Annotated in this window: 19 protein-coding genes, 1 tRNA gene and 1 other annotated feature; of the genes, 7 read left to right on the forward strand and 13 right to left on the reverse strand. The window is 31.8% G+C overall.

Annotated features, from left to right (window positions below; genetic code table 11):
• The first annotated feature begins 18 nt into the window (after nt 1-18).
• Nucleotides 19-1,185 carry an S-layer homology domain-containing protein gene (locus LPC16_RS02665; RefSeq protein ID WP_229637627.1) on the forward strand — a complete coding sequence of 389 codons (1,167 nt, stop codon included), beginning with the start codon at nt 19-21 and terminating at the stop codon, nt 1,183-1,185.
• Nucleotides 1,186-1,368: 183 nt separating this feature from the next.
• Nucleotides 1,369-2,508: a DegT/DnrJ/EryC1/StrS family aminotransferase gene (locus LPC16_RS02670; RefSeq protein WP_229637628.1), complete on the forward strand. Its 1,140-nt coding sequence runs from the start codon at nt 1,369-1,371 to the stop codon at nt 2,506-2,508.
• Nucleotides 2,509-2,692: 184 nt separating this feature from the next.
• Here LPC16_RS02670 and cysK read toward each other — a convergent pair whose 3' ends face one another.
• Complete coding sequence (gene cysK / locus LPC16_RS02675) at nt 2,693-3,640, reverse strand: cysteine synthase A (protein ID WP_229637629.1); 948 nt, start codon at nt 3,638-3,640, stop codon at nt 2,693-2,695.
• 186 nt (nt 3,641-3,826) lie between these two features.
• Nucleotides 3,827-5,818, reverse strand: coding sequence for an iron uptake porin (locus tag LPC16_RS02680; protein WP_229637630.1), 1,992 nt, complete (start codon nt 5,816-5,818; stop codon nt 3,827-3,829).
• A gap of 313 nt (nt 5,819-6,131) precedes the next feature.
• Here LPC16_RS02680 and LPC16_RS02685 point away from each other — a divergent pair, with 313 nt between their 5' ends.
• The 3 genes from LPC16_RS02685 (at nt 6,132) to LPC16_RS02695 (ending at nt 9,651) form a co-directional block, all read left to right on the forward strand.
• Nucleotides 6,132-7,397, forward strand: coding sequence for a bifunctional folylpolyglutamate synthase/dihydrofolate synthase (locus tag LPC16_RS02685; protein WP_229637631.1), 1,266 nt, complete (start codon nt 6,132-6,134; stop codon nt 7,395-7,397).
• A gap of 51 nt (nt 7,398-7,448) precedes the next feature.
• Nucleotides 7,449-8,195 carry a cytochrome c biogenesis CcdA family protein gene (locus LPC16_RS02690; protein WP_229637706.1) on the forward strand — a complete coding sequence of 249 codons (747 nt, stop codon included), beginning with the start codon at nt 7,449-7,451 and terminating at the stop codon, nt 8,193-8,195.
• Between the two features lie 103 nt (nt 8,196-8,298).
• Nucleotides 8,299-9,651 (forward strand): cytochrome c biogenesis protein, encoded by a 1,353-nt coding sequence (locus tag LPC16_RS02695; RefSeq protein ID WP_040054765.1) that lies wholly within the window; start codon nt 8,299-8,301, stop codon nt 9,649-9,651.
• Nucleotides 9,652-9,738: 87 nt separating this feature from the next.
• On the opposite strand, the gene rplL is transcribed toward LPC16_RS02695, so the two are convergent.
• The 8 genes from rplL to LPC16_RS02735 form a co-directional block, all read right to left on the reverse strand.
• The gene (rplL, locus tag LPC16_RS02700; protein WP_229637632.1) at nt 9,739-10,137 is read right to left on the reverse strand and encodes a 50S ribosomal protein L7/L12; all 399 of its coding nucleotides are present in this window, start codon (nt 10,135-10,137) and stop codon (nt 9,739-9,741) included.
• A 61-nt stretch (nt 10,138-10,198) separates the two neighbouring features.
• On the reverse strand, nt 10,199-10,759 hold the full coding sequence (rplJ, locus tag LPC16_RS02705) for a 50S ribosomal protein L10 (RefSeq protein WP_040054763.1): 561 nt from the start codon (nt 10,757-10,759) through the stop codon (nt 10,199-10,201).
• Between the two features lie 68 nt (nt 10,760-10,827).
• Nucleotides 10,828-10,932: a sequence feature (ribosomal protein L10 leader region), on the reverse strand.
• 16 nt (nt 10,933-10,948) lie between these two features.
• Entirely contained in the window at nt 10,949-11,665 is a 717-nt protein-coding gene (gene rplA, locus LPC16_RS02710; protein WP_040054762.1) for a 50S ribosomal protein L1, read from the reverse strand.
• Between the two features lie 60 nt (nt 11,666-11,725).
• On the reverse strand, nt 11,726-12,151 hold the full coding sequence (rplK, locus tag LPC16_RS02715) for a 50S ribosomal protein L11 (RefSeq protein WP_229637633.1): 426 nt from the start codon (nt 12,149-12,151) through the stop codon (nt 11,726-11,728).
• A 2-nt stretch (nt 12,152-12,153) separates the two neighbouring features.
• Complete coding sequence (gene nusG, locus LPC16_RS02720; RefSeq protein WP_040054760.1) at nt 12,154-12,774, reverse strand: transcription termination/antitermination protein NusG; 621 nt, start codon at nt 12,772-12,774, stop codon at nt 12,154-12,156.
• A complete protein-coding gene (gene secE / locus LPC16_RS02725) occupies nt 12,774-12,971 on the reverse strand; it encodes a preprotein translocase subunit SecE (RefSeq protein ID WP_229637707.1) in 198 nt (65 codons plus the stop codon). The genes nusG and secE overlap by 1 nt, the downstream gene beginning before the upstream one ends.
• A 216-nt stretch (nt 12,972-13,187) precedes the next feature.
• Nucleotides 13,188-13,261: transfer RNA gene (locus LPC16_RS02730), tRNA-Pro, on the reverse strand.
• A 692-nt stretch (nt 13,262-13,953) separates the two neighbouring features.
• Nucleotides 13,954-14,190, reverse strand: coding sequence for a DNA-directed RNA polymerase subunit omega (locus LPC16_RS02735; protein ID WP_040054758.1), 237 nt, complete (start codon nt 14,188-14,190; stop codon nt 13,954-13,956).
• Between the two features lie 589 nt (nt 14,191-14,779).
• Here LPC16_RS02735 and LPC16_RS02740 point away from each other — a divergent pair.
• Nucleotides 14,780-15,196 (forward strand): phosphomannose isomerase type II C-terminal cupin domain, encoded by a 417-nt coding sequence (locus LPC16_RS02740; RefSeq protein WP_229637634.1) that lies wholly within the window; start codon nt 14,780-14,782, stop codon nt 15,194-15,196.
• A gap of 202 nt (nt 15,197-15,398) precedes the next feature.
• On the opposite strand, the gene psaC is transcribed toward LPC16_RS02740, so the two are convergent.
• Together psaC and LPC16_RS02750 are read right to left on the reverse strand one after the other, a co-directional pair.
• Nucleotides 15,399-15,644, reverse strand: a complete 246-nt coding sequence (gene psaC, locus LPC16_RS02745) for a photosystem I iron-sulfur center protein PsaC (RefSeq protein ID WP_040054756.1) — start codon at nt 15,642-15,644, stop codon at nt 15,399-15,401.
• A gap of 268 nt (nt 15,645-15,912) precedes the next feature.
• On the reverse strand, nt 15,913-16,299 hold the full coding sequence (locus tag LPC16_RS02750) for a hypothetical protein (protein WP_229637635.1): 387 nt from the start codon (nt 16,297-16,299) through the stop codon (nt 15,913-15,915).
• Nucleotides 16,300-16,639: 340 nt separating this feature from the next.
• Between LPC16_RS02750 and LPC16_RS02755 the strand changes: the two genes are divergently transcribed.
• Complete coding sequence (locus LPC16_RS02755) at nt 16,640-17,698, forward strand: glycosyltransferase (protein WP_229637636.1); 1,059 nt, start codon at nt 16,640-16,642, stop codon at nt 17,696-17,698.
• Here the strand turns inward: LPC16_RS02755 and LPC16_RS02760 are convergent.
• Nucleotides 17,623-20,100, reverse strand: a complete 2,478-nt coding sequence (locus LPC16_RS02760; RefSeq protein WP_229637637.1) for a phospholipid carrier-dependent glycosyltransferase — start codon at nt 20,098-20,100, stop codon at nt 17,623-17,625. The two genes, LPC16_RS02755 and LPC16_RS02760, sit on opposite strands and share 76 nt — an antisense overlap.
• Nucleotides 20,101-20,203: the final 103 nt, after the last annotated feature.

The following is a 20,203-nucleotide window of genomic DNA, read 5'->3' on the forward strand; positions in this document are numbered from 1 at the left end:
TTAAAAGGAATATCTTAAATGAATTTTGAAAAGTATATTTTTTCAAGAAAATTATTAATTAGTGTCTTATTTTTTACTTTAAATGCTTGTAATAGCAATAGCTTTTTAGAAACAAGATTTTTTCCTAGTACTAAATTAGGCGAAAAGATAGAGTCCCAGTTACTATCTAAATACAAATTTTTTACTTATTATCCATCAATTATACCTCAGTATCCTAACTCATATATAGAAAAAATACCTGAAGCTTTAACAGACGATAAAGGTATCATTTTTTTTCTATCTGATGATTCTATAGAGACAATAAGTGATTTTTATAATCAACAATTTAAATCAGATTCTTGGGAGATTGTTAAATTTTTTAGTAAAGAAGATAAAAGTTTTATAGCAAGAAAAAAGGGTTTAGAAGTGGAATTAATATTTTTATCTCACGACACAACAACTAATTATTTTATAACTTATAAAAGTACAAGAATTTCTGTTACAGAAGAAGTAAAAAAGAATTACGATAATGAAGTTGGAAAATTTAAGAATATTCCAGAAGTGTTATATTCATACGTTAATGACTTAGTAGCTTTGGGAACACTAGATTTAGAAAATATTAATAAAAATAGTCAATCACTTGATATAAACACTGAAATAAATCGTAGAACTTATGCAAAATGGATTTTCAAAACGTACAATAAATTTTATCAGGATATTCCAGAAAAACAAATTAGACCAGTAACATTTAATTCAAAACCTGTTTTTTCTGATGTTCCTATGAACGATCCAGACTATTTCTTTATACAGGGATTAGCAGAAGCAGGAATTATTTCATCCTCTTTAAGTGGAGATAATAATTCATTATTATTTTATCCTAATGCTTATCTGACGAGAGAGGATTTGATAGTGTGGAAAACTCCCCTAGATCTAGGTAGAGGGTTACCAATAATTTCTAGTATACATACCGAAAAAACTTGGGGTTTTGAAGACATAGTCACTATTAAAACGAAAGCTCGACAAGCCCTATATGTGGATTTCCATAATAAAGATAAATCTAATGTACGTCGTATTTTTGGTTATATCACATTATTTCAACCAAAAAAGCCAGTTACATTAGCTGAAGCAATTACTAGTCTATGGTACTTTGGATATCAGGAAAAAGGATTTTCAGCGTATGATATCTTGCAGAAACAAAAAATTTAGATTAGTCCCAAAGATTACCACAATAATTACTTGCGACTTATAGATATGATAAAAAATACTTTTAAACTTTATTTTGTAATAATTAAAGTTTAATTGTTATTATTTGTATAAAATAGCAATTTTTTAACTTTTCATTAGATTAGTTTTTTAAAAGTATAAATTAACATAAATTTTATAAAATATATGATTAACAAACCAATTAAGCCTTTTTATTTTGACTTAACAGAAGAAGAAATTGATTTATTTAAGAATGAATGTGGAAGAATTCTTAGTTCAGGTAAGCTAATTCTCGGAGAAAATACTCTAGCATTCGAAAAAGCCTTCGCTGAGTATGTAGGAGTAAAACATGCAATTGCTGTTAATACTGGATCTTCTGGTTTAGAAATCATTTTAAGACTTAAAAATATAAAAAATACAACTGTATTAGTACCAACAAATACAAATTTTGCTACTGTAGCCGCCGTATTAAGAGCTGGAGGAATAGTAAAATATCTAGATATGGATGAAAATACATTTTCACCCTCTTTACAGATGGTAATAGATGCAGTGAGAGAAGGTACAATTCCTTCTATTTCCGGAGTATTATGGGTTCATATTGGAGGAGTAATTTCACCTGAATTTCCTGCAATAGTAGATTACTGCCATGATAATGATCTGTTTGTTTTGGAAGATACTGCTCATGCTCATGGAAGTCAAATTAATGGAGTTCAAGCTGGTAATTTAGCGGATGGTGCCTCTTTTTCTTTCTTTCCTACTAAAATTATGACAACCTTTGAAGGAGGAATGATTACTCTTAATGATCAAGAAGAAGATTATATCGCTCGCTCACTAAGAAATCAGGGAAAAAGAGGAATGGATTTTGGTGGATTACATACGGATTTTGGAAATAGTAGTCGTATGACAGAAGTTCATGCAGTTTTAGGACTCATTCAACTAGCTAAATTATCGAAAATGATTGCTAAAAGACAAAAATGTTATGACATAATTACGAAACACTTACAAACAGCTAATATTAAATTCATTTCTACAGAACATATGGATAGTGCTAGCCAATATAAGTTGATAGTCCTATTACCTAAGGATAAAAGTGTGGAAAAAGTAAAAAAATCTTTATCCAATGAAAAGATACTTTTGGGAGGAGAAGTTTATCAAATTCCTTGCCACTTACAACCTGTTTTTAAAGATATCAATATAAAGCAAAATCTCCCTATCTCAGAGTATTGGTGTCCTCGTCATATTTGTCCCCCACTTACATCTGGGATGACAGAAGAAGAAGCAGATATTACAGGAAGTATGTTAGTAAAATATTTAACAGCTAATTAGTTATTAATTGTATTCAGCTCTCATCTCTAGATAAAATTAGAAGTGATTTTTCTGAAAAATTATAGATTTATTAGTTGATATTAGTAGAAACCTTATCAATTAGATTCTTCAGTAGCGATAAGCATTCCGATTATTGCTACTGAAGAATATAGCTAACTATTACAATTGTTAAAAATTACTCTTTTTACTCAGACATTTCTAAATCGTGAAATAAAACAGTACTTAGGTAACGTTCACCAAAACTTGGTTGTATCATAACAATTAATTTATTTTTATTTTCTGGTCTTTTGCCAATTTTTACTGCAGCACATAAAGCTGCTCCTGTAGATATACCTGACAATAATCCTTCTTCTTTAGCAAGTCGTCGTGCATATTCAATTGCTTCTGTATCTTCAACTGTAACTATCTCATCAATTAATTTGATATCTAAAACTTTAGGAATAAAACCTGCTCCAATACCTTGAATTTTATGCCCTCCTGGACTACCTCCTGAGAGTATTGGACTATTAGATGGTTCAACTGCAATTGTTTGAAAGTCTAGTTTTTTTTCTTTAAGAATACTTGCAATTCCAGTAATCGTACCTCCGGTACCTACACCAGCAACAAGAATATCTATATTACCATCGGTATCTTTCCAGATTTCTTCTGCTGTAGTTAGGCGATGTATTTGGGGGTTAGCAGGATTATTGAATTGTTGTAGCATATAAGTATTAGGTAGACTATCTGCTATTTCTTGAGCTCTACGAATACAACCACCCATTCCCTCAGCCCCTGGAGTTAATTCTAATTGTGCTCCATAAGCCTTAAGCATTGTACGACGTTCTTTACTCATAGTATCTGGCATTGTTAAGATTAAGTCATAACCTTTAGCAGCTGCCACCATAGCTAAAGCAATTCCTGTATTGCCTGACGTAGGTTCCACTAACAAAGTTTTACCAGGAACAATTAGTCCTTCCTTCTCAGCCATATTAATCATATTAATTCCAATACGATCTTTTACTGAGGCTGCTGGATTCATACTTTCTAGCTTTACTACAATTTTTGCTACACAACCTTCTGTTTGAGGAATATGATTTAACTGTACCAGCGGAGTCTGACCAATAAGTTCTGTAATATTTTGTGCTATTTTCATAAGTTTTTTACTTTTATTAATAAGTTTTATACTCTACTGTTTTAATACCTTATGAGATATTTTTAAGTATTTTTTATTCTTTCTTTACTTAATTTTAGATATTAAAAAATAGATACTAAAAAACCCTATTTTTAAGATAGGGTTTTTTAGTATCTAGAATTGAATATAACTAGAATTATTTAACATCTAGAAAGAGAATGTTCCACGAAGAGTACCAACTACTTCGTCGTCTGCACCCTGAATGTTAACAAATTGGTCAGGATTTGCAATCCAGATAACACCTGGAGTAATAGAAATATTATCAGTAAGCTGATATCTATAGAAAACTTCAGCAGTTACAGGGTTACGGCTAGGTAATTCGAAAAAGCCACTTGTACGTCCTAAGTAAGGACGTTGACGTCCACCTTGATAAGGCTGAACACCAGCAAATATACCTAACAAGTTACCTTCTTTGAATAAGTCTGGAAACGCAAACCCGCCTCCACCAGTCCAAACTTCAGCACTCTTTCCACGGCCAAGAAAACGAACATTAGTGAAAGAACCAAATGCACTAAAATTCATCCATTCAGCAATACGCCATGTCATTTCACCACCATAGCTATTAGTGACTTTGCCACCGATATCAAATGGATTAACTTGCAAAGGATCATTAGCATTATTGCCGTTTCCATTGAAAGTTCGTGTTGGAGTACCAGGAGAACCTACAGAGCCTTCAGCAAAAGCATTGTTTAATTCAGAACGAGAGAAGTTAGCAAAAGAGGTTCCTACTTCACCAGGGCCAAAGGGAATACCAGACCCGAAAATAGGACTATCAGGTTTATGGTAAGCATGAACATATGTGAAAGCAACATTAACTAAATCAAATAAGTTTGCATTTAGCTGTGCCAATCCCCCATAGTTACCGTTAAACAAACCGTTTCCACCATCGCTTTCTGTATAAGGATTACCAGTAGCAGGATTGGTAGCATTGCTGTTTTGACATCCGCGGATACTACGATCTACATTTTGTCCTCCACCATTGAGGCAAGGATCATTAGATGTTCCAGCAAGATATCCAAAACTAACAGAAGTAGGACCAATGAGGCTTTCTAAGAACCCAACTTGAAAGCTCATACCTGCACCAGCTCCACCACCAATTCGATAAATTGGATTACGTTGAGCAAATGTACTTAAGGATCCTTTACCCCCATCAAAATCTTCAAAAAATGGATTTAATGTAGGAACAAAATGATGCCATCTTCCCCCCCAAGCTGTAACATAAGTATCTAGTTTCCAGTTATCTAAGGGTTCAATGGGTGCATAATAACCAACCCAATCAATAGTTACATCATTGTCTTCTTCATTCCGTCGAGGACCAATGTTGAAGGTTTGAGTGGCGGTAGGATTGATTAATGTATTTTCTTTAAAGGCAATACCAATTGGTTGACCAGTAGCAGGATTAATAACCCTTAAGTTAGGTTCAGTTAAAGTAAAACGTTCAGAACCTGTACCTGTACTAGCTGATAAACGAGTAACTAATAAGTCCTCTCCACTAAAACTAGTGTTGAAGCTTAATCTGATACGATCTTGCAGAACAGCCTGATTATCTTCAGAAGAACGGCTACCACCGGCTGCTGTTGCTGCCATAATAACTTCACCAACTAATTTGGTAGTGGTAGAAAATTGATGATCTTCTAAGAAAGATACACGTCCTTCTAGATTATCAACTCGAGCGCCTAGTGCAGCTAACTCAGCTTCAAACTCTTGCATCAAGCGTTTGAGTTTTTCAATATCTTCTCTTAGTACAGCAACATTTTCTTGGATTAAGCGTTCCATAGTGTTTAAACAAGCGTTTAAACCAGCTGCAAATTCCCAACGTGATGTTGCACGGTTACCTCTAAAGGTACGATCAGGATAACCAACAATACAACCATATCGTTCTACTAGACTTCTCAATGCTTCATAAGCCCAATCAGTAGGAGCTACATCGCGTAGCTCACTAACACTAGTCACTTGGTCGTTAGTATTGAGTTGACCTTCTTGACTATAATTCTCTAATTTTTCTAACAGATTATCCTGACCTTTTGCAATTTCAATGTCAGACAATCCTTCAGCCGCGTTGGCAGGAGCAGAAATTGACAATACTGCACCCATTAAAGCTGGACTTACCAGCAGGGTTTTCCATAATAGTTTTAGCATTTTCAGCTTTTCCTCACACCTTTAAATTGACTATATAATAATAGCCTCACTCACATTTCTATAATACACAATTTTTCAGAAAATAGTGAAAAATAAGTTTAACTTTTATATATATTTTCTAAAATCATTTATTTGATAGCTTATAAATGCTTCTATACAGGGTTTTAATGATTTAGCTTTCTACTACTTTGATTTAAAGTAATTTATTTCTCTTCTGTTAATTTACTTATAACTTATGTTCATAAAAACATATTCATTGATACTGAATTAGATATTCTATATATCTTATCAATTTTAATTATTTATGAAAAATATGAGTATTGACTCTCTTTTATTGCCTTTTCAACGTTTTGGAGTTCATCTAGGACTCGAACGTATTAATACTTTGTTAACTAAGTTAGCAAACCCTCATCATGACGTGCCTATTATTCATGTTGGAGGAAGTAATGGGAAAGGATCAGTTTGTGCTTACTTATCATCAATACTGATGGAAGCTGGATATAAAGTAGGACGTTATACATCTCCTCACTTAATAGACTGGACAGAAAGAATTTGTTTAAACAATAAACCAATACCAAAGTTATATTTAAGAGAGATACTTCTCAGCATTCAAGATCTAATTCTTAATGATGAAGATCTTCCTACTCAGTTTGAAGTTATAACAGCTGCGGCATTAACCTACTTCAAACAAGAAAAAGTAGACATTATTGTTATGGAAGTCGGTTTAGGCGGACGTTTGGATGCTACTAATATTTGTCAAGCACCTTTAGCAACAGTTATCACTTCTATTAGCTTGGAACATTGTCAAAATTTAGGTCCAACCATAACAGATATTGCTCGAGAAAAATCTGGAATTTTTAAACCTAATTGTCCAGTGGTTATTGGCGAAGTTCCTCATGAAGCTAAAGATATATTTACGTCGCAAATCAATACTCTGAATTGTCCTAGTGTCTGGGTTCAATCAGCAACCCTTACTCAACATAATTCAGCTATTTACAAAGATATTGAATATCCTTTATCTTTGTCAGGAGAAGTACAGTTAAGCAATTCAGCCATATCAATAGAAGTAATTAAAATACTAAAGCAAAAAGGATGGAATATTCCTATTAATTGTATTAAAGATGGTATACAAAAAACATCATGGAGAGGAAGACTAGAATGGCTTAATTGGCAAAGTATATCCTTACTAGTGGATGGAGCACATAATCCAGATGCTGCTAGGCAGCTACGTAATTATATTAATAATTTAAATAAATCTATTCAATCTATTACCTGGATAATAGGAATTATAAATACTAAAGAGCATGATAAGATCTTTAAAGAATTATTAAGAGATAATGAAACTTTATATTTAGTTCCTGTCCCTGAACACGACAATATAGAACCTAAAAACTTATTAAGTTCCATAATTAATAGTTGTGTCAGATTAAGAGAGATTAGAGTTGAAAAGACATTAGACTCTGCCTTGAAATTAACTACTAATAAGCGATCCAATGATAATTTAGTTGTTTTATGTGGTTCTTTATATTTAGTTGGTTATCTTTTAAAAACTATAGAATATCCCAATTCTAAATTATAGAAACCTAGATCACATTCAAATCTAACGATAACTAATATGTTTTATGTTGCCATATTAAACTCTCTAGCAACTAAGCTTTATTTTATTGAACAATTCGCTGATAAATTAGTTTCTGCTCAACTGGAACATATCAATCTTCTAGGCTTTGTTATCATTCTTTTTTCAGGACTTTTAACTAGTCTAAATCCATGCGTTGTGTCTATGTTACCAGTTACTATTGCCTATATCGGTTGTCATGAATCTCAAAAAAAGTTTCAAGGATTTATTCAATCTATTTTGTTTTCTCTAGGCTTGGCAACAACATTAGTATTGCTAGGAATCATTGCAGCATTATTAGGTAAAATTTATGGACAAATTGGGATACAGTTACCAATTTTTGTAAGTATAGTTTCTATACTAATGGGCTTCAACTTATTGGGGTTAATTTCGTTTCATTTTCCTTCTATGAGAATAGAAAACTGGCTTATTAACAAATTTCACCTAAGAGTCCGTACTTATCTTTTGGGCATGACTTTTGGTTTAGTAGCTTCTCCTTGTAGTACACCTGTTCTGGCAACTTTGTTAACTTGGATTACTAGTACACAAAATTTAGCTTTAGGTGCGAGTGTATTATTAGCATATACAATTGGCTATGTGTCACCTTTGATTCTAGTAGGAACTTTTACTGCTACTCTTAAGCAAATGTTAGAGTTTCGTCGCTGGTCAGCAATTATTAATCCGATCAGTGCTATTCTCCTAATAGTATTTGGCATATTTTCTTTACTATCACATGTATCATTAAACTATTTTTCAAAATAGATCTGTGTAAGAATATTAGATATATTAGTTTATAATTCTGTTTTTAATAAAAATAAAAACATTTAATATGTCTTGGTAAATAAAGTCAAAAACAATTTAATTTATGATTACATCTAATTTGTCTATAACGCTAAACAAAGTTTCCTCACTGAAATTAAAATTTTGGCGAATGATTAGGGTAATTACAGATATACGTTTAACGATTATTTTATTATTGGTAATAGCTTTATTTAGTATTAGTGGAACTCTGATAGAGCAAGAAAAAAGTTTAGAATTTTATCAAAAAACTTATCCTCATTCACCTGCTCTTTTCGGATTTTTAACATGGAATCTCATTCTAGAGATAGGTCTAAATCACGTATACAGCACTTGGTGGTTTTTATTTTTACTTGTGCTATTCAGCACAAGTCTAATTTTATGCACTTTTACTCGTCAATGGTCTGCACTAAAAGCTGCAAATAAATGGAATTTTTACAAAAAGCCATATCAACTCCAAAAATTAGCATTAAGTTCAGAATTAAAGATTGAGAAAATTATTCCTATTGTTAATATTTTAAAAGGAAAAAAATATAAAGTTTTTCAGGAAAATAATACTATTTATGCTCGTAAAGGAATCTTTGGAAAAGTCGGACCTATTATCGTACACTTCGGAATATTAATTATATTGTGTGGTTCAGTTATTGGTTCTTTAACAGGATTTTTAGAGCAAAGAATGGTTCCTAGCAAATCTGAATTTAAAGTTAATAGTAATCTTAATTTGGGACCTTTCTCTACTTCAGAAATTTCTAGAGACTGGAAGGTTCGAGTTAATCGATTTTGGATTGACTACAATTCGAAGGGAACAGTTGATCAGTTTTATTCAAATCTATCCATAATAAATGACGAAGGAAAAGAATTAAAAAAAGAAACTATTTATGTGAACAAGCCATTGCATTATAACGGAGTTACTATATATCAAACAAACTGGGGAATCTCATCAGTCCAAATTCAAATTGACGATGGTAATATTTTTCAACTTCCTATGGTTTCTTTAGAGAATGACGATCAGTTCAAAATATGGGGTACTTGGATACCTTTAAAATCTGATTTAAGTGAAGGGATTTCACTAATTGCTAAAGATTTACAGGGAACTATGATTATTTATGATCAAGAAGGCAATCTTTATAGTGCAATTAGGACTGGAATGCCGTTAACAATCAATGGAGCACAACTAAAAATTCATAAGTTAATAGGAAGTACTGGATTACAGATAAAAGCAGATCCAGGAGTTCCTGTTGTTTATATGGGATTTGGTTTATTAATGCTTGGCGTAATTATGAGCTATGTATCTCATTCTCAAGTCTGGGTATTGCAAATAAATAAAACATGTTTAATAGGAGGAAAGACAAATAGATCTCAAATAGCTTTTGAAAAAGAATTAAAAGATATAATTGATTCTTTAGAATGTCTTAAATAACTTTATTTATCTAGCTTAGTTTCAATGCCTCTAAAAAAACTCCCTGACGTAAGCAGAGAGTTTTTAAGAGATATTTGTTAAAGTAACTTATTTAATAGTTACTTTAGCTCCAGCATCCTCAAGCTGTTTCTTGATACTTTCGGCATCATCTTTTGAAGTTCCTTCTTTGAGAGATTTAGGAGTTGATTCAACAAGATCTTTTGCTTCTTTAAGTCCTAAGCCAGTTATAGTACGAACTACTTTAAGAATAGCTATTTTCTTATCACTAGGAAATTCTTCCAGAATGACATCGAATTCTGTTTTTTCTTCTGCTGCTTCTGCACCAGCAGCAGCACCAGGAACAGCACCAGGCGCCATCATCATTCCACCAACAGGTGCAGAAGCACTTACATTAAATACTTCTTCAATCTGCTTAACAAGTTCAGATGCTTCTAAAAGGCTCAAAGACTTAAGCTTTTCGATAATTTCATCAGTTACAGTAGACATAGTTTAACTCCTAAATAATGTAAAAAGATTGATAAGTAAACGAGTTAATAATTAAAATTTATTAACTTTCTTTTTTTGCTGCAACAGCAGCTAATACACGACCTAAAGAATTCGGTATTTCATTAATACCTCTACCTAAAGAAGTCGGCATCTCATTTATTCCAATAGCAAGTTTAGCAGTGACAGAATTGATTAATCCTGCTGTTTGTCCCATAAGCTCCTCTTTGGAAGGCAAGTCAGCAATTGCTTTAACTTGTTCTTCGTTAAGGGCTTTCCCTTCCATTACACCGCCACGGAAAGCAGTCTTTTTTGTTTCTTTTTTAAAAGCTTGATAGGCCCTAATGGCACCACCCAAATCTTCTTTAACTAGAATAAAGGCTGATGATCCATTTAGAAAACTAGTTATTGGTTTCCATTTATCACTATCAATTACCGCCTTTTCCATGAAAGTGTTCTTTGTCACTTTACAGATCGCTCCACTTGGGCGCAAGCGATCTCGTAAGTCAGTAATTTCCGCAACAGATAGACCTTGATAATCAATAACAAAACTCAGTTCTGTTCCATCAAGTAATTCTTTCAGGTTAGAAATTACCATTGCTTTATTTTCTTTTGTCCTTCCCACTATGTTCTCACCTCCTTTATTTTTGGGAAAAAATAAGCCCTAGCATTTTGCCGGGCCGAGGTCAAACTTGATAACAAAAAAAATTTTTATTAAGCTTGATCCTTCAGGTTTTACCTCGGCAGGATTGTTATGCTATTTGCTCCTGCTGTCTTTGATATTAACCAAAGTTCAATTTTCAATTTTAAGATTTTAACTATCTTCTAACTTCAAATCTCGTAAGGCATTAATATCTATTTGGATAGATGGCCCCATAGAAGCGGAAACATATACACTGCGCCAGTAACGTCCCTTTGCTCCAGAAGGCCTTTGTTTATCAATGGTTTCCTGCAAAGCTTTTAAATTAGCTAATAACTCTTTAGGGGAAAAGGATACCTTGCCAAATATAACATGAACGATACCAGTACGATCAGCACGAAATTCTAATTTACCTGATTTAAATTCAGAAATTGCTTTCCCTAAATCAGAAGTAACAGTTCCCCCTTTTGGAGATGGCATTAAACCACGGGGTCCGAGTGCACGACCAAGCTTGGCAACTTTAGGCATCATATCAGGAGTTGCTATCAAAACTTCGAAGTCCATCATCCCTTTCTGGATTTCATCAATAAGATCTTCTGATCCCACTATATCTGCCCCAGCATTACTGGCTTCTTGGACCTTTTCGCCTTTTGCGATAACAGCTACTCGAATTATTTGACCCGTACCGTTAGGTAAGGAGACAGTTGTCCTTAATTGTTGATCTGTATATTTAGGATCAATTCCCAAACGTACATGTACTTCTGCTGATTCATTAAATTTAGCAGTAGCAGTTTCTTTTAACAATTGTAAAGCTTCAATAGGTTGATAAGCTTGTTTTTTGTCAATCTTGGATAATGCTTCTTTAATCCGTTTTGAAAGTTTTTTAGGCATATTTATATTTTGGGTATTAGTGAAGTTTTCTTCTCCCCTTAAAATTAACTTGATTTTTGCTTAATCTTTGATGAGTACACCCATATTACGAGCAGTTCCTTCAACAATATTCATTGCTGCATCAATATCATTAGCATTAAGATCAGGCATTTTAGTTTGGGCAATATCCTTAAGCTGACTATAAGTAATACTACCTACTTTTTCTTTGTCTGGTTGACTCGAACCTTTTTCAATTCCCGCTGCTTTAAGAATAAGTACTGAGGCTGGGGGAGTTTTAAGAACAAAGGTAAAACTACGATCTTCATAGACAGAGATCTCAACAGGAATAATCATTCCCGCTTTATCTGAAGTCTTAGCATTATATTCTTTACAAAACGCCATAATATTGACACCACGCTGTCCTAATGCTGGACCGACAGGAGGTGCAGGGTTAGCCTTTCCCGCAGGAAGGGCAAGTTTAATTAAGGCAACAACTTTTTTCGCCATCGCTAATTTTGCTTCTCAACTTGATTAAATTCTAGTTCAACCGGGGTATCTCTTCCAAAAATCGAAAGTAATGCTCTAAGTTTGTTCTTTTCAGAACTAACTTCTACTACTTCTCCTTCGAAATCTTTAAATGGGCCCGAGAGTACCACAATTTTGTCACCAACTTCCATATCAATTTTAATGATAGGTTCTGGTTGTTCTGTTTGTCTGAAAATCCGTTCTACTTCTGATGGACTAAGGGGAAGTGGCTTTACATGTCCACGCCCTCTACCATAAGCTCGACGCTGTTCAGAACCAACAAAGTTAATTACATTGGGGGTACTTTTTATAACCAACCAAGTATCGTCATCCATGATCATTCTGACTAGTATGTAACCGGGAAATACTTTTTCTGCTCCCTGTTGACGACTACCGTCTTTACGAACTTTGATTGTTGGCGTTTTTGGAATCTGAATTTGTAATATATTTCCAGCTGTATCCAAAGTTTGAACTCGCTGCTCTAAATTACTTTTTACTCGTTTTTCACAACCAGAAGCTACTTGCACAGCATACCAGCGAGCAACAGGTTTCTGTACATCTGAAAATTGCTCTAAATCTGGTGAATGATCATAAGTATAATTCATTAAAACACCTTCCCTGATCCCCAAGTAAAGAAATTATCTACGAGATAGATTACGGTGGCCACAAGACTTACCATTAGAATAACAGCAGCAGATTCGCTTAATAATTGCTGTCTTGATGGCCAAACAATTTTAGCCAATTCTTCCCTCGTATCAACTACGAAGTTTCTTGCTCTGGTGTCGCCTCTAGCTTGTTTCACATCTCTTTTAGATTCTTCTTTTCTTGTCACGATGATCTTTTCCCAACATAAAACGACGGTTTTTGTTACTGTATTGGATTCTTAGACGTAGAAACTAAAGAAATTACTCCTATTACACTCGGAATATTTAATATAGACCGAATATCGTTTCTAACTATTGTATCAATTAATTGATACAATAATTTTGCCTTAAAAGTACCGTATACCAATACAGGATCGGAGCGGCGGGATTTGAACCCACGACCCCTACTACCCCAAAGTAGTGCGCTACCAAGCTGCGCTACGCCCCGATATTCACAGAGATGTATTATACACTTATTATTGTAATAAAAGCAAGTTTAAAAATATTTAAACTTTTAATTACCTTGTCTAGCTTGTCAACAAATTCCAGTAGCTAATTTTCTTTATGACATTTTAAATAAGTTTCAGGCAATAAAAATTTAGTGATTTTCTTATTCCTAGCTATGAAACCTCGCTTTTTTATCTACCAACTTCCTATTGATAACACTTAATAAGTATATTAACTTTTTAAAGAAAGAAGTAATCTCCAAGCCGTTTAATTATTAGCTTTTTCATCCAATAATTAGTTTTCGAACATTCTAAGATAACTGTTTTTTCAAAATTAAAACAAAAAAGTTATCTATTATTTTGCTAAGTACTTAACCAAAAGTCTCAAATATATAGGTAAAACTTGTTTAACTACATATGGTAAATAATCAACCACGAATCAAGTTAGATTGCTTTACCAAATATTTAAAAAAAAAGTAATACTAATAGAGTATTAAAAATAATTCTTTAATAAGCTAAAGTTTATAATTAAAATATCTTAGTATATAAATAACTTTATTAGTAAGTCAAAATAAAAATTGCTAATTATTTAGCATCAAGAATAATTAGCAATTAGCAACTTGATAAAAAATAAAACTAACAAGTTCTTATTAATAGGTAATAAGAATTTGTTAGTTTTATTCTTGTAATACAATTAATCTCTTACATCACTAATAATTTCTGGCTGAGTTAGCTCATCTGACATTTCGATGATAGCTCGAATTGCTGGCTTCATATGAACGTTATCAATATTATCAAATTCTTCATAACGCCGGCGTTTTGCTCTCATGGCTACCTGTACTGTTATACGATAACGATTAGATGCTGCATCAAGTAGCTCTTGTGAACAATACATAATTTGGGAGGAATCAAAAGAATATTTTTTTAGCATACTTAATCCGAGTCTGATATCGAAATACAATGTAACATTCCTTTTTGGGATTGACAAACTTTTAGCTATATTATTCTCCATATTGCCCATTACACACAACAACAGATAAAATTCTGACCGAGAATATAAATGTGCACAGAAAAAATACTTATACTGCAAATGAAATTGTATAGTAGTATTATCCAAACTCTTAGGTCTTTAATATTAATAAATATTTTATTAATATTAAGTCAATTATCAAAGATAAAGACAAATTAATTCTCGATTATAACGGAATATATATTCATATTGAAAATGAGAAATAAGATTTAAGAGTTGTGTTGTTATTTAAGATTATTTATTAATCAAAGAAGGTAAATACTATGTTCAGAAACTGAGTTAAATAAAAAAAATATTAATCTTACCGTCTAAGCTTTGAAATCGGAGTTATATAATTTTAGGTTGTAGTTATCAATTTGAATGTTTTTTATATAAATACTGTAAATTTTTTCATATGTACTAAAGCGATCTTAAATGATTTATGTTATCTTGTGGCCATAGTTAAATGCTTTACAAAATCTAATTCTTATATTGCTTGGGAAATAATATTATGGTTCAAATTAAAGAAAATAAGATAAATAATACTGTTGTAATTCCTTTTTCTGGAACCAATACAGAAAATTTATTAACAGAAAAACGTCCTTGGGGATCATTTACAACTTTAGAAGAAGGTCCAGGTTACAAGATTAAGAGAATAGAAGTCAACCCAGGACATAGACTTAGTTTACAGATGCATTATCATCGTAGTGAACACTGGATAGTTGTTTCTGGGACAGCTAAGGTAACTTGCGGAGATAGCGAGAAAATTTTAGGAGCCAATGAATCTACTTATGTGCCTCAGTGTACATCTCATCGCTTAGAGAATCCGGGAGTCATCAAATTAATTTTAATTGAAGTTCAAAATGGTGAATATTTAGGAGAAGATGATATTGTTCGTTTTCAAGATGATTATTCACGTCATAAATAGTAAGACACAATATTTACTTCAATTTGTGTCGGCCAATTTTTTTCCATAAAGTCAAATCTAATTTATGCAAGTTTAGATAAAAAAATATTCAGATTATTTAAACGTTCTAAATAAAAAAGAGGGATCCTTAGACCCCCGAGTAATATCGATTATAACAATAAGTTAAAATCGTTTTAATAATAGTGTATTAGATCACAATTATTTAGTAAGCTAAACCCATACTCCGACTTGTCTCAGCTCCAAGGTAAACACGAATACTTAAGAAATCAGTAGGGCACGCTGTTTCACAACGCTTACAACCTACACAATCTTCTGTACGAGGAGAAGCAGCAATTTCGCCTGCTTTACAACCATCCCATGGAACCATCTCTAAAACATCTAGAGGACAGGCGCGAACGCACTGAGTACAACCAACACAGGTATCGTAGATTTTAACTTTATGTGACATTAATTTTGGCTCCTTAACCGAGTGCTCTGTTCTTAAAAACAATAAGGCTTCAAGAGTTAGTTTACCGCAGTGATTGAATTTACCGATGCAAATCTTGGTAGAACTTTAGATTATTTAATAGTTGGGAAAAGAAAACGAGGAAAAAAATATAATTACAACCTAATTAATAGTAAATATCTTTATATGTGACAAATATGAAACCATAAATTTAAGCTAAGTATTGTGATAATCTCAGAATATTTTATATATAAAACATTAGCAATTAGATTTAACTTGATTCATCCGTCTGGTTATCGTATGAATCAACTATCTCAACATCGACAGTACTAACTGGTATATTACGATGGAACTCATCGTTTTGACTTTCTAAAGTTTCTCCGCAATTAAGACAATAAGATTTCATATTTTTGAAGCCTGTTAGTTTACTATTGCATACAGGACAATTACCATAAACTAAATTATGTTTTAACCACCATTTAAATATTAGTAAGATAATTACTGGAATTATTGTTATAACGCCTAATATGACCAACAACCCATTAACTATCCAACTTAAGCCTACTAAACCTAGCAGAAGAATTAGTAAAAGCAAGTTTACAAAACAGCTAGAACCAAAATTATTTATCGATAATAGCCTTGAAAAGTAACTATTCATTATTAAGTATTTATATTTACTTATACTTTTTCTTATTATTACATATATTTTAGATGCTAAAGATAATGAAAACTTAATATCGTTAATATAATATTAGTTTTACTATATCTATAACCCATAACATTAAATGTTGAATAAATATATTAAATTTTCGTTAATCAATATATTTACTAGTGAAACTTAATTGTTTAATAATGATCTTGTTATTTAACTTCATGTGGATGTTTAGTACTATTCAGTATCAATAAATAAAGTTCTACAATTTTATATATTACAAAAATACCAGGAAGAAATTAAGATGTTTAGTAACGATAGTATATTTAGGTAGAATCAATATAGGATGAGAAAATTATATTTCCTGGTACCTGGAACAGATAAAAGTTTTTTTTGCGGTGGTCTTTTTGCAGAATTAAAAATTTTAAACTTAGCAAAGGAAATTTGCCATTCAGAATTAGTTACCTATAGACAAAGAGAAATAGGTAACTTGTTTTTAGATGACATCTTAAAACAAGATGTTAAGAACATTATCTTTATAATTAGTTGGGGATTTGATATCCCCAACTTAATTAAGAAATTGAAGGGATGCAATGTAGTGTATCATGCGCATAGTAGCGGCTATAGATTTAACATCCCTTCATATATTCCCATCATAACTGTTAGTCGTAATACAATGGGATATTGGGGGCAAAAAGCGCCTCATTCTCCAATTTATTACTTACCAAATCAAATTTCAGATGAATTTCGTAACTTAAATTTAACGAGAGATATTGACGTTTTAGTACAAAAAAGAAAATCATCTCGATATTTATTAGAACAACTAGTTCCTCAATTACAAAGTAAATGCAGAGTAGTTTTGATATCCACTTTTGTTGAAGATATTACAAAACTTTTTAATCATTCAAAGGTTTATCTTTATGATTCTGCAGAATATTGGGCACAACACAGGGTGAGTGAAGGTTTTGGTTTACAGCCTATGGAAGCTATAGCTTGTGGTTGCCAAATTTTTTCAAGTTTAAACGGGGGACTGTCGGATTATTTGGATCCAGAATTTAATTGTCAAAAAATAGCAATCTATTCTACAGGTTATGATATACAACGTATTCTTAAAACTATTAATAGTCCCACTCCAAACATAATAAATGATTCATCTCAGTTATTAATAAATTATCGAGGTAAAAAAATTATTGAACGCTTGGAGGTTATATTAAATGAGATCAATCTATTTTTTGACTATAAACCCCATTTCCCAAGTGATATTAAAATTTTATCAAAAGAAATATGGATTGAAGCTCTAACAAAAAAAATCTGGAACAAGTTAAGGTTTTATAAGAGATTTAAATTTTTCCATCCTTTTATAATATTGCCTTGCATAAGTAAACTTATCCCTTTTAGTAGTTGAAATTCTTTTAAATCAGGATTTTTTTCAATAGCAAGCTTTAAAGCCATTTCTGCTTTTTGAGGTTGCCAGTCATAGAGATAAACAAAAGCTAGATAAGCATAGTGGTAAGGGTTATTTTGATCTAATTTAATTAACTGTTTTAAAGACTTTATTGTTTCTTCAGAGTTCTCTTGTAAAGCTTGAGATAATACTAATGCATAATTCCACTCTAAAGAATTATCCTCAATGTTTTTCTCTAACCGGTATTGCAATGAAGTTTCTGTCTGTTTTAAATAATCTTGAATAGGATCATATTGATTAAAACGACTCACTTTACTAAAAATTATATCTAAGCCAGATATTCCTTGAGCTAAGTTAATAGAAGCCTGTCTCAGTTGAGTACTTAGATCTAATTCAGGTGAAGGAATAGGATTAGAACTATTGTTAATAGTTAAAGTGATGTCAGGAATATTTATTGGATAGCTTTCGTGAGTAACACGATTATAGTAAATTCCCTTAAGAATATATTCTCCATTTTCTACATGTCTAATAGGAAGCATTGCTGTGTTTTCTATAATTTTAAATCCACTATTCTCTTGATTATTATCCCATAACATTCCTTGTCCAATTCCATGATCGTGAATCCAAGCTATTTTATTGCTGTCTAAATTTTTATTGTGCCAAGACAATAAAACTAGCCCTTGTTGTAAATCCTTCCAATTACCCAACCATTCATATTTGACTGGTATAGGAGATTGTGAAGAAACTACATTAGGAATATCTATTTTGTTTAAGATAACTTTATCAATAGACTGATTTAGTTTATTGACTCTGATGGATCCTTCTCGACGATGATACAATTTTACTAAAGATTCATCAGGCATATTCCAAGTTTCAATAACCTTAAACTGAGGGTCAATATCTAACTTGTTAGCAAAATCTAATTGATAATCTCTAGCGAATCCATTATCTCCTGTCTTAGTAACAAACCATTCAAAAGATTTTTTATCTTCTTCAAGATACGTAGTCTTATTTCCTAATTCTCTTCCATAAACTTGAGAATCTAATAATTGTCCGTAATAATTAACATTATTATGATTAATACTATCAGTATTAGCGATAACACCTAAATTAATAATTTTATATGGTGTAGTTTGCTTAGCAGTCTTTATAACAGTATCAATAGGTATTTCTTTTCCTAAATAGGGATAAAATAGAGCTTTGGAATTGATAGATGATAATATCCGCATACCAGGAATAGGGAATAAATTTATAGTCATAGAAAAAATAGCTAGAATTAGGGTGATCCATTTAACAAATTTCCATTTTCCCTTCCATAAATTTAGGCAATAACCTAATAATGTTGCCAAAACCGGTAAATAAGGCATTATATATCTGCTGTCTTTATTAAAGATGGCAGAACAAATCAAATATGAACCGATCAAATAAATTCCTAACCATTGAAATGATTCTATATCTTTTTTATCTCCTATACTATATTCAGGTTTTGAGAAACGTCTTAACAAATGTAAAAGTAGTCCTACTAAAGGAATTACAAGCGGAATAAATCCTGTTGCTGAAGGCAAATCATGCCAATAAAAAGTCCAAGCACTTAAAGTATTTAGTGGTGGGTCACCTTCATAAGTTGCAGGAATATCATTAGAGTTACGAATAGTACTAAATAAATAAATCCAATTTGTACTATACCAAGGTAACCATAAAAGACTAGAAACCAAAAAACTAAAGATTAACTGTATTATCCTTTCCCATTCTTGTTTCCACAAATAGCTAATCACCAACCAAATTAAAGGTACTGCGAGAAAGAACATAGTACTTTGTTTAGTTAATAAAGCAAGGCCTATGAATATTCCAAAAACAAATGACCATAACCATCTTTTTGATCTATTCCTTTCATACTTCCATATAGTTAAACAACAAAAAGACGCTATTGTAAAAGTTACTAAAGGTGTATCTATCAAAAATTGCAAACGATTTTCATATAAACGTGGAAAGATAACTGATAAACTTGCGCTCCAAAGTCCAACTTTAGTACTAAATAATATTTTACCAATACTATAAATTGATATAATTAGTATTAGGCTATATAGAAAATTGGATAAGAGAGCTTGATCGTTTCCTAAACCAAATATTTTTTGAAAAAAGGCACCAATAATATATGTTAAAGGAGGGTATTTTGTTGATATTTTCCAGAAGTTGTGCCACCATTCTGGATTCAATAATTCTAAAGAATTTAAGCTATAAAAATACTGTAGAGATTTATTTAAATGATTACTTTGATCCCAAGCAGGTATAGACTTATCTAAAATTAGCCACAAACGATCAAAAATATTACTTCCCAGCCATATTAATCCTAAAATTATCCAAATTTTAATTTTATTTAAAGAAGATTTTTCTCTAGACATAGAATATAAATTCTTGTTTTTTTTTAATAAAATAGTAAAGTAATTATAGATCAAAGTTTTGTTTTTCGTAGAATTTTATAAATAGTCTATACAAACATCCTAG

The organism is cyanobacterium endosymbiont of Braarudosphaera bigelowii (genome assembly GCF_020885515.1).
In the GTDB taxonomy this organism is placed as follows: domain Bacteria; phylum Cyanobacteriota; class Cyanobacteriia; order Cyanobacteriales; family Microcystaceae; genus Atelocyanobacterium; species Atelocyanobacterium thalassa_A.

Bases quoted from the DNA above. Each gene is read 5' to 3' on its own strand.
- LPC16_RS02665 (WP_229637627.1), top strand. From the start codon at position 19: ATGAATTTTGAAAAGTATATTTTTTCAAGAAAATTATTAATTAGTGTC.
- LPC16_RS02670 (WP_229637628.1), top strand. From the start codon at position 1,369: ATGATTAACAAACCAATTAAGCCTTTTTATTTTGACTTAACAGAAGAA.
- cysK (WP_229637629.1), bottom strand. From the start codon at position 3,640: ATGAAAATAGCACAAAATATTACAGAACTTATTGGTCAGACTCCGCTG.
- LPC16_RS02680 (WP_229637630.1), bottom strand. From the start codon at position 5,818: ATGCTAAAACTATTATGGAAAACCCTGCTGGTAAGTCCAGCTTTAATG.
- LPC16_RS02685 (WP_229637631.1), top strand. From the start codon at position 6,132: ATGAGTATTGACTCTCTTTTATTGCCTTTTCAACGTTTTGGAGTTCAT.
- LPC16_RS02695 (WP_040054765.1), top strand. From the start codon at position 8,299: ATGATTACATCTAATTTGTCTATAACGCTAAACAAAGTTTCCTCACTG.
- rplL (WP_229637632.1), bottom strand. From the start codon at position 10,137: ATGTCTACTGTAACTGATGAAATTATCGAAAAGCTTAAGTCTTTGAGC.
- rplA (WP_040054762.1), bottom strand. From the start codon at position 11,665: ATGCCTAAAAAACTTTCAAAACGGATTAAAGAAGCATTATCCAAGATT.
- rplK (WP_229637633.1), bottom strand. From the start codon at position 12,151: ATGGCGAAAAAAGTTGTTGCCTTAATTAAACTTGCCCTTCCTGCGGGA.
- nusG (WP_040054760.1), bottom strand. From the start codon at position 12,774: ATGAATTATACTTATGATCATTCACCAGATTTAGAGCAATTTTCAGAT.
- LPC16_RS02735 (WP_040054758.1), bottom strand. From the start codon at position 14,190: ATGCTAAAAAAATATTCTTTTGATTCCTCCCAAATTATGTATTGTTCA.
- LPC16_RS02740 (WP_229637634.1), top strand. From the start codon at position 14,780: ATGGTTCAAATTAAAGAAAATAAGATAAATAATACTGTTGTAATTCCT.
- psaC (WP_040054756.1), bottom strand. From the start codon at position 15,644: ATGTCACATAAAGTTAAAATCTACGATACCTGTGTTGGTTGTACTCAG.
- LPC16_RS02750 (WP_229637635.1), bottom strand. From the start codon at position 16,299: ATGAATAGTTACTTTTCAAGGCTATTATCGATAAATAATTTTGGTTCT.
- LPC16_RS02755 (WP_229637636.1), top strand. From the start codon at position 16,640: ATGAGAAAATTATATTTCCTGGTACCTGGAACAGATAAAAGTTTTTTT.
- LPC16_RS02760 (WP_229637637.1), bottom strand. From the start codon at position 20,100: ATGTCTAGAGAAAAATCTTCTTTAAATAAAATTAAAATTTGGATAATT.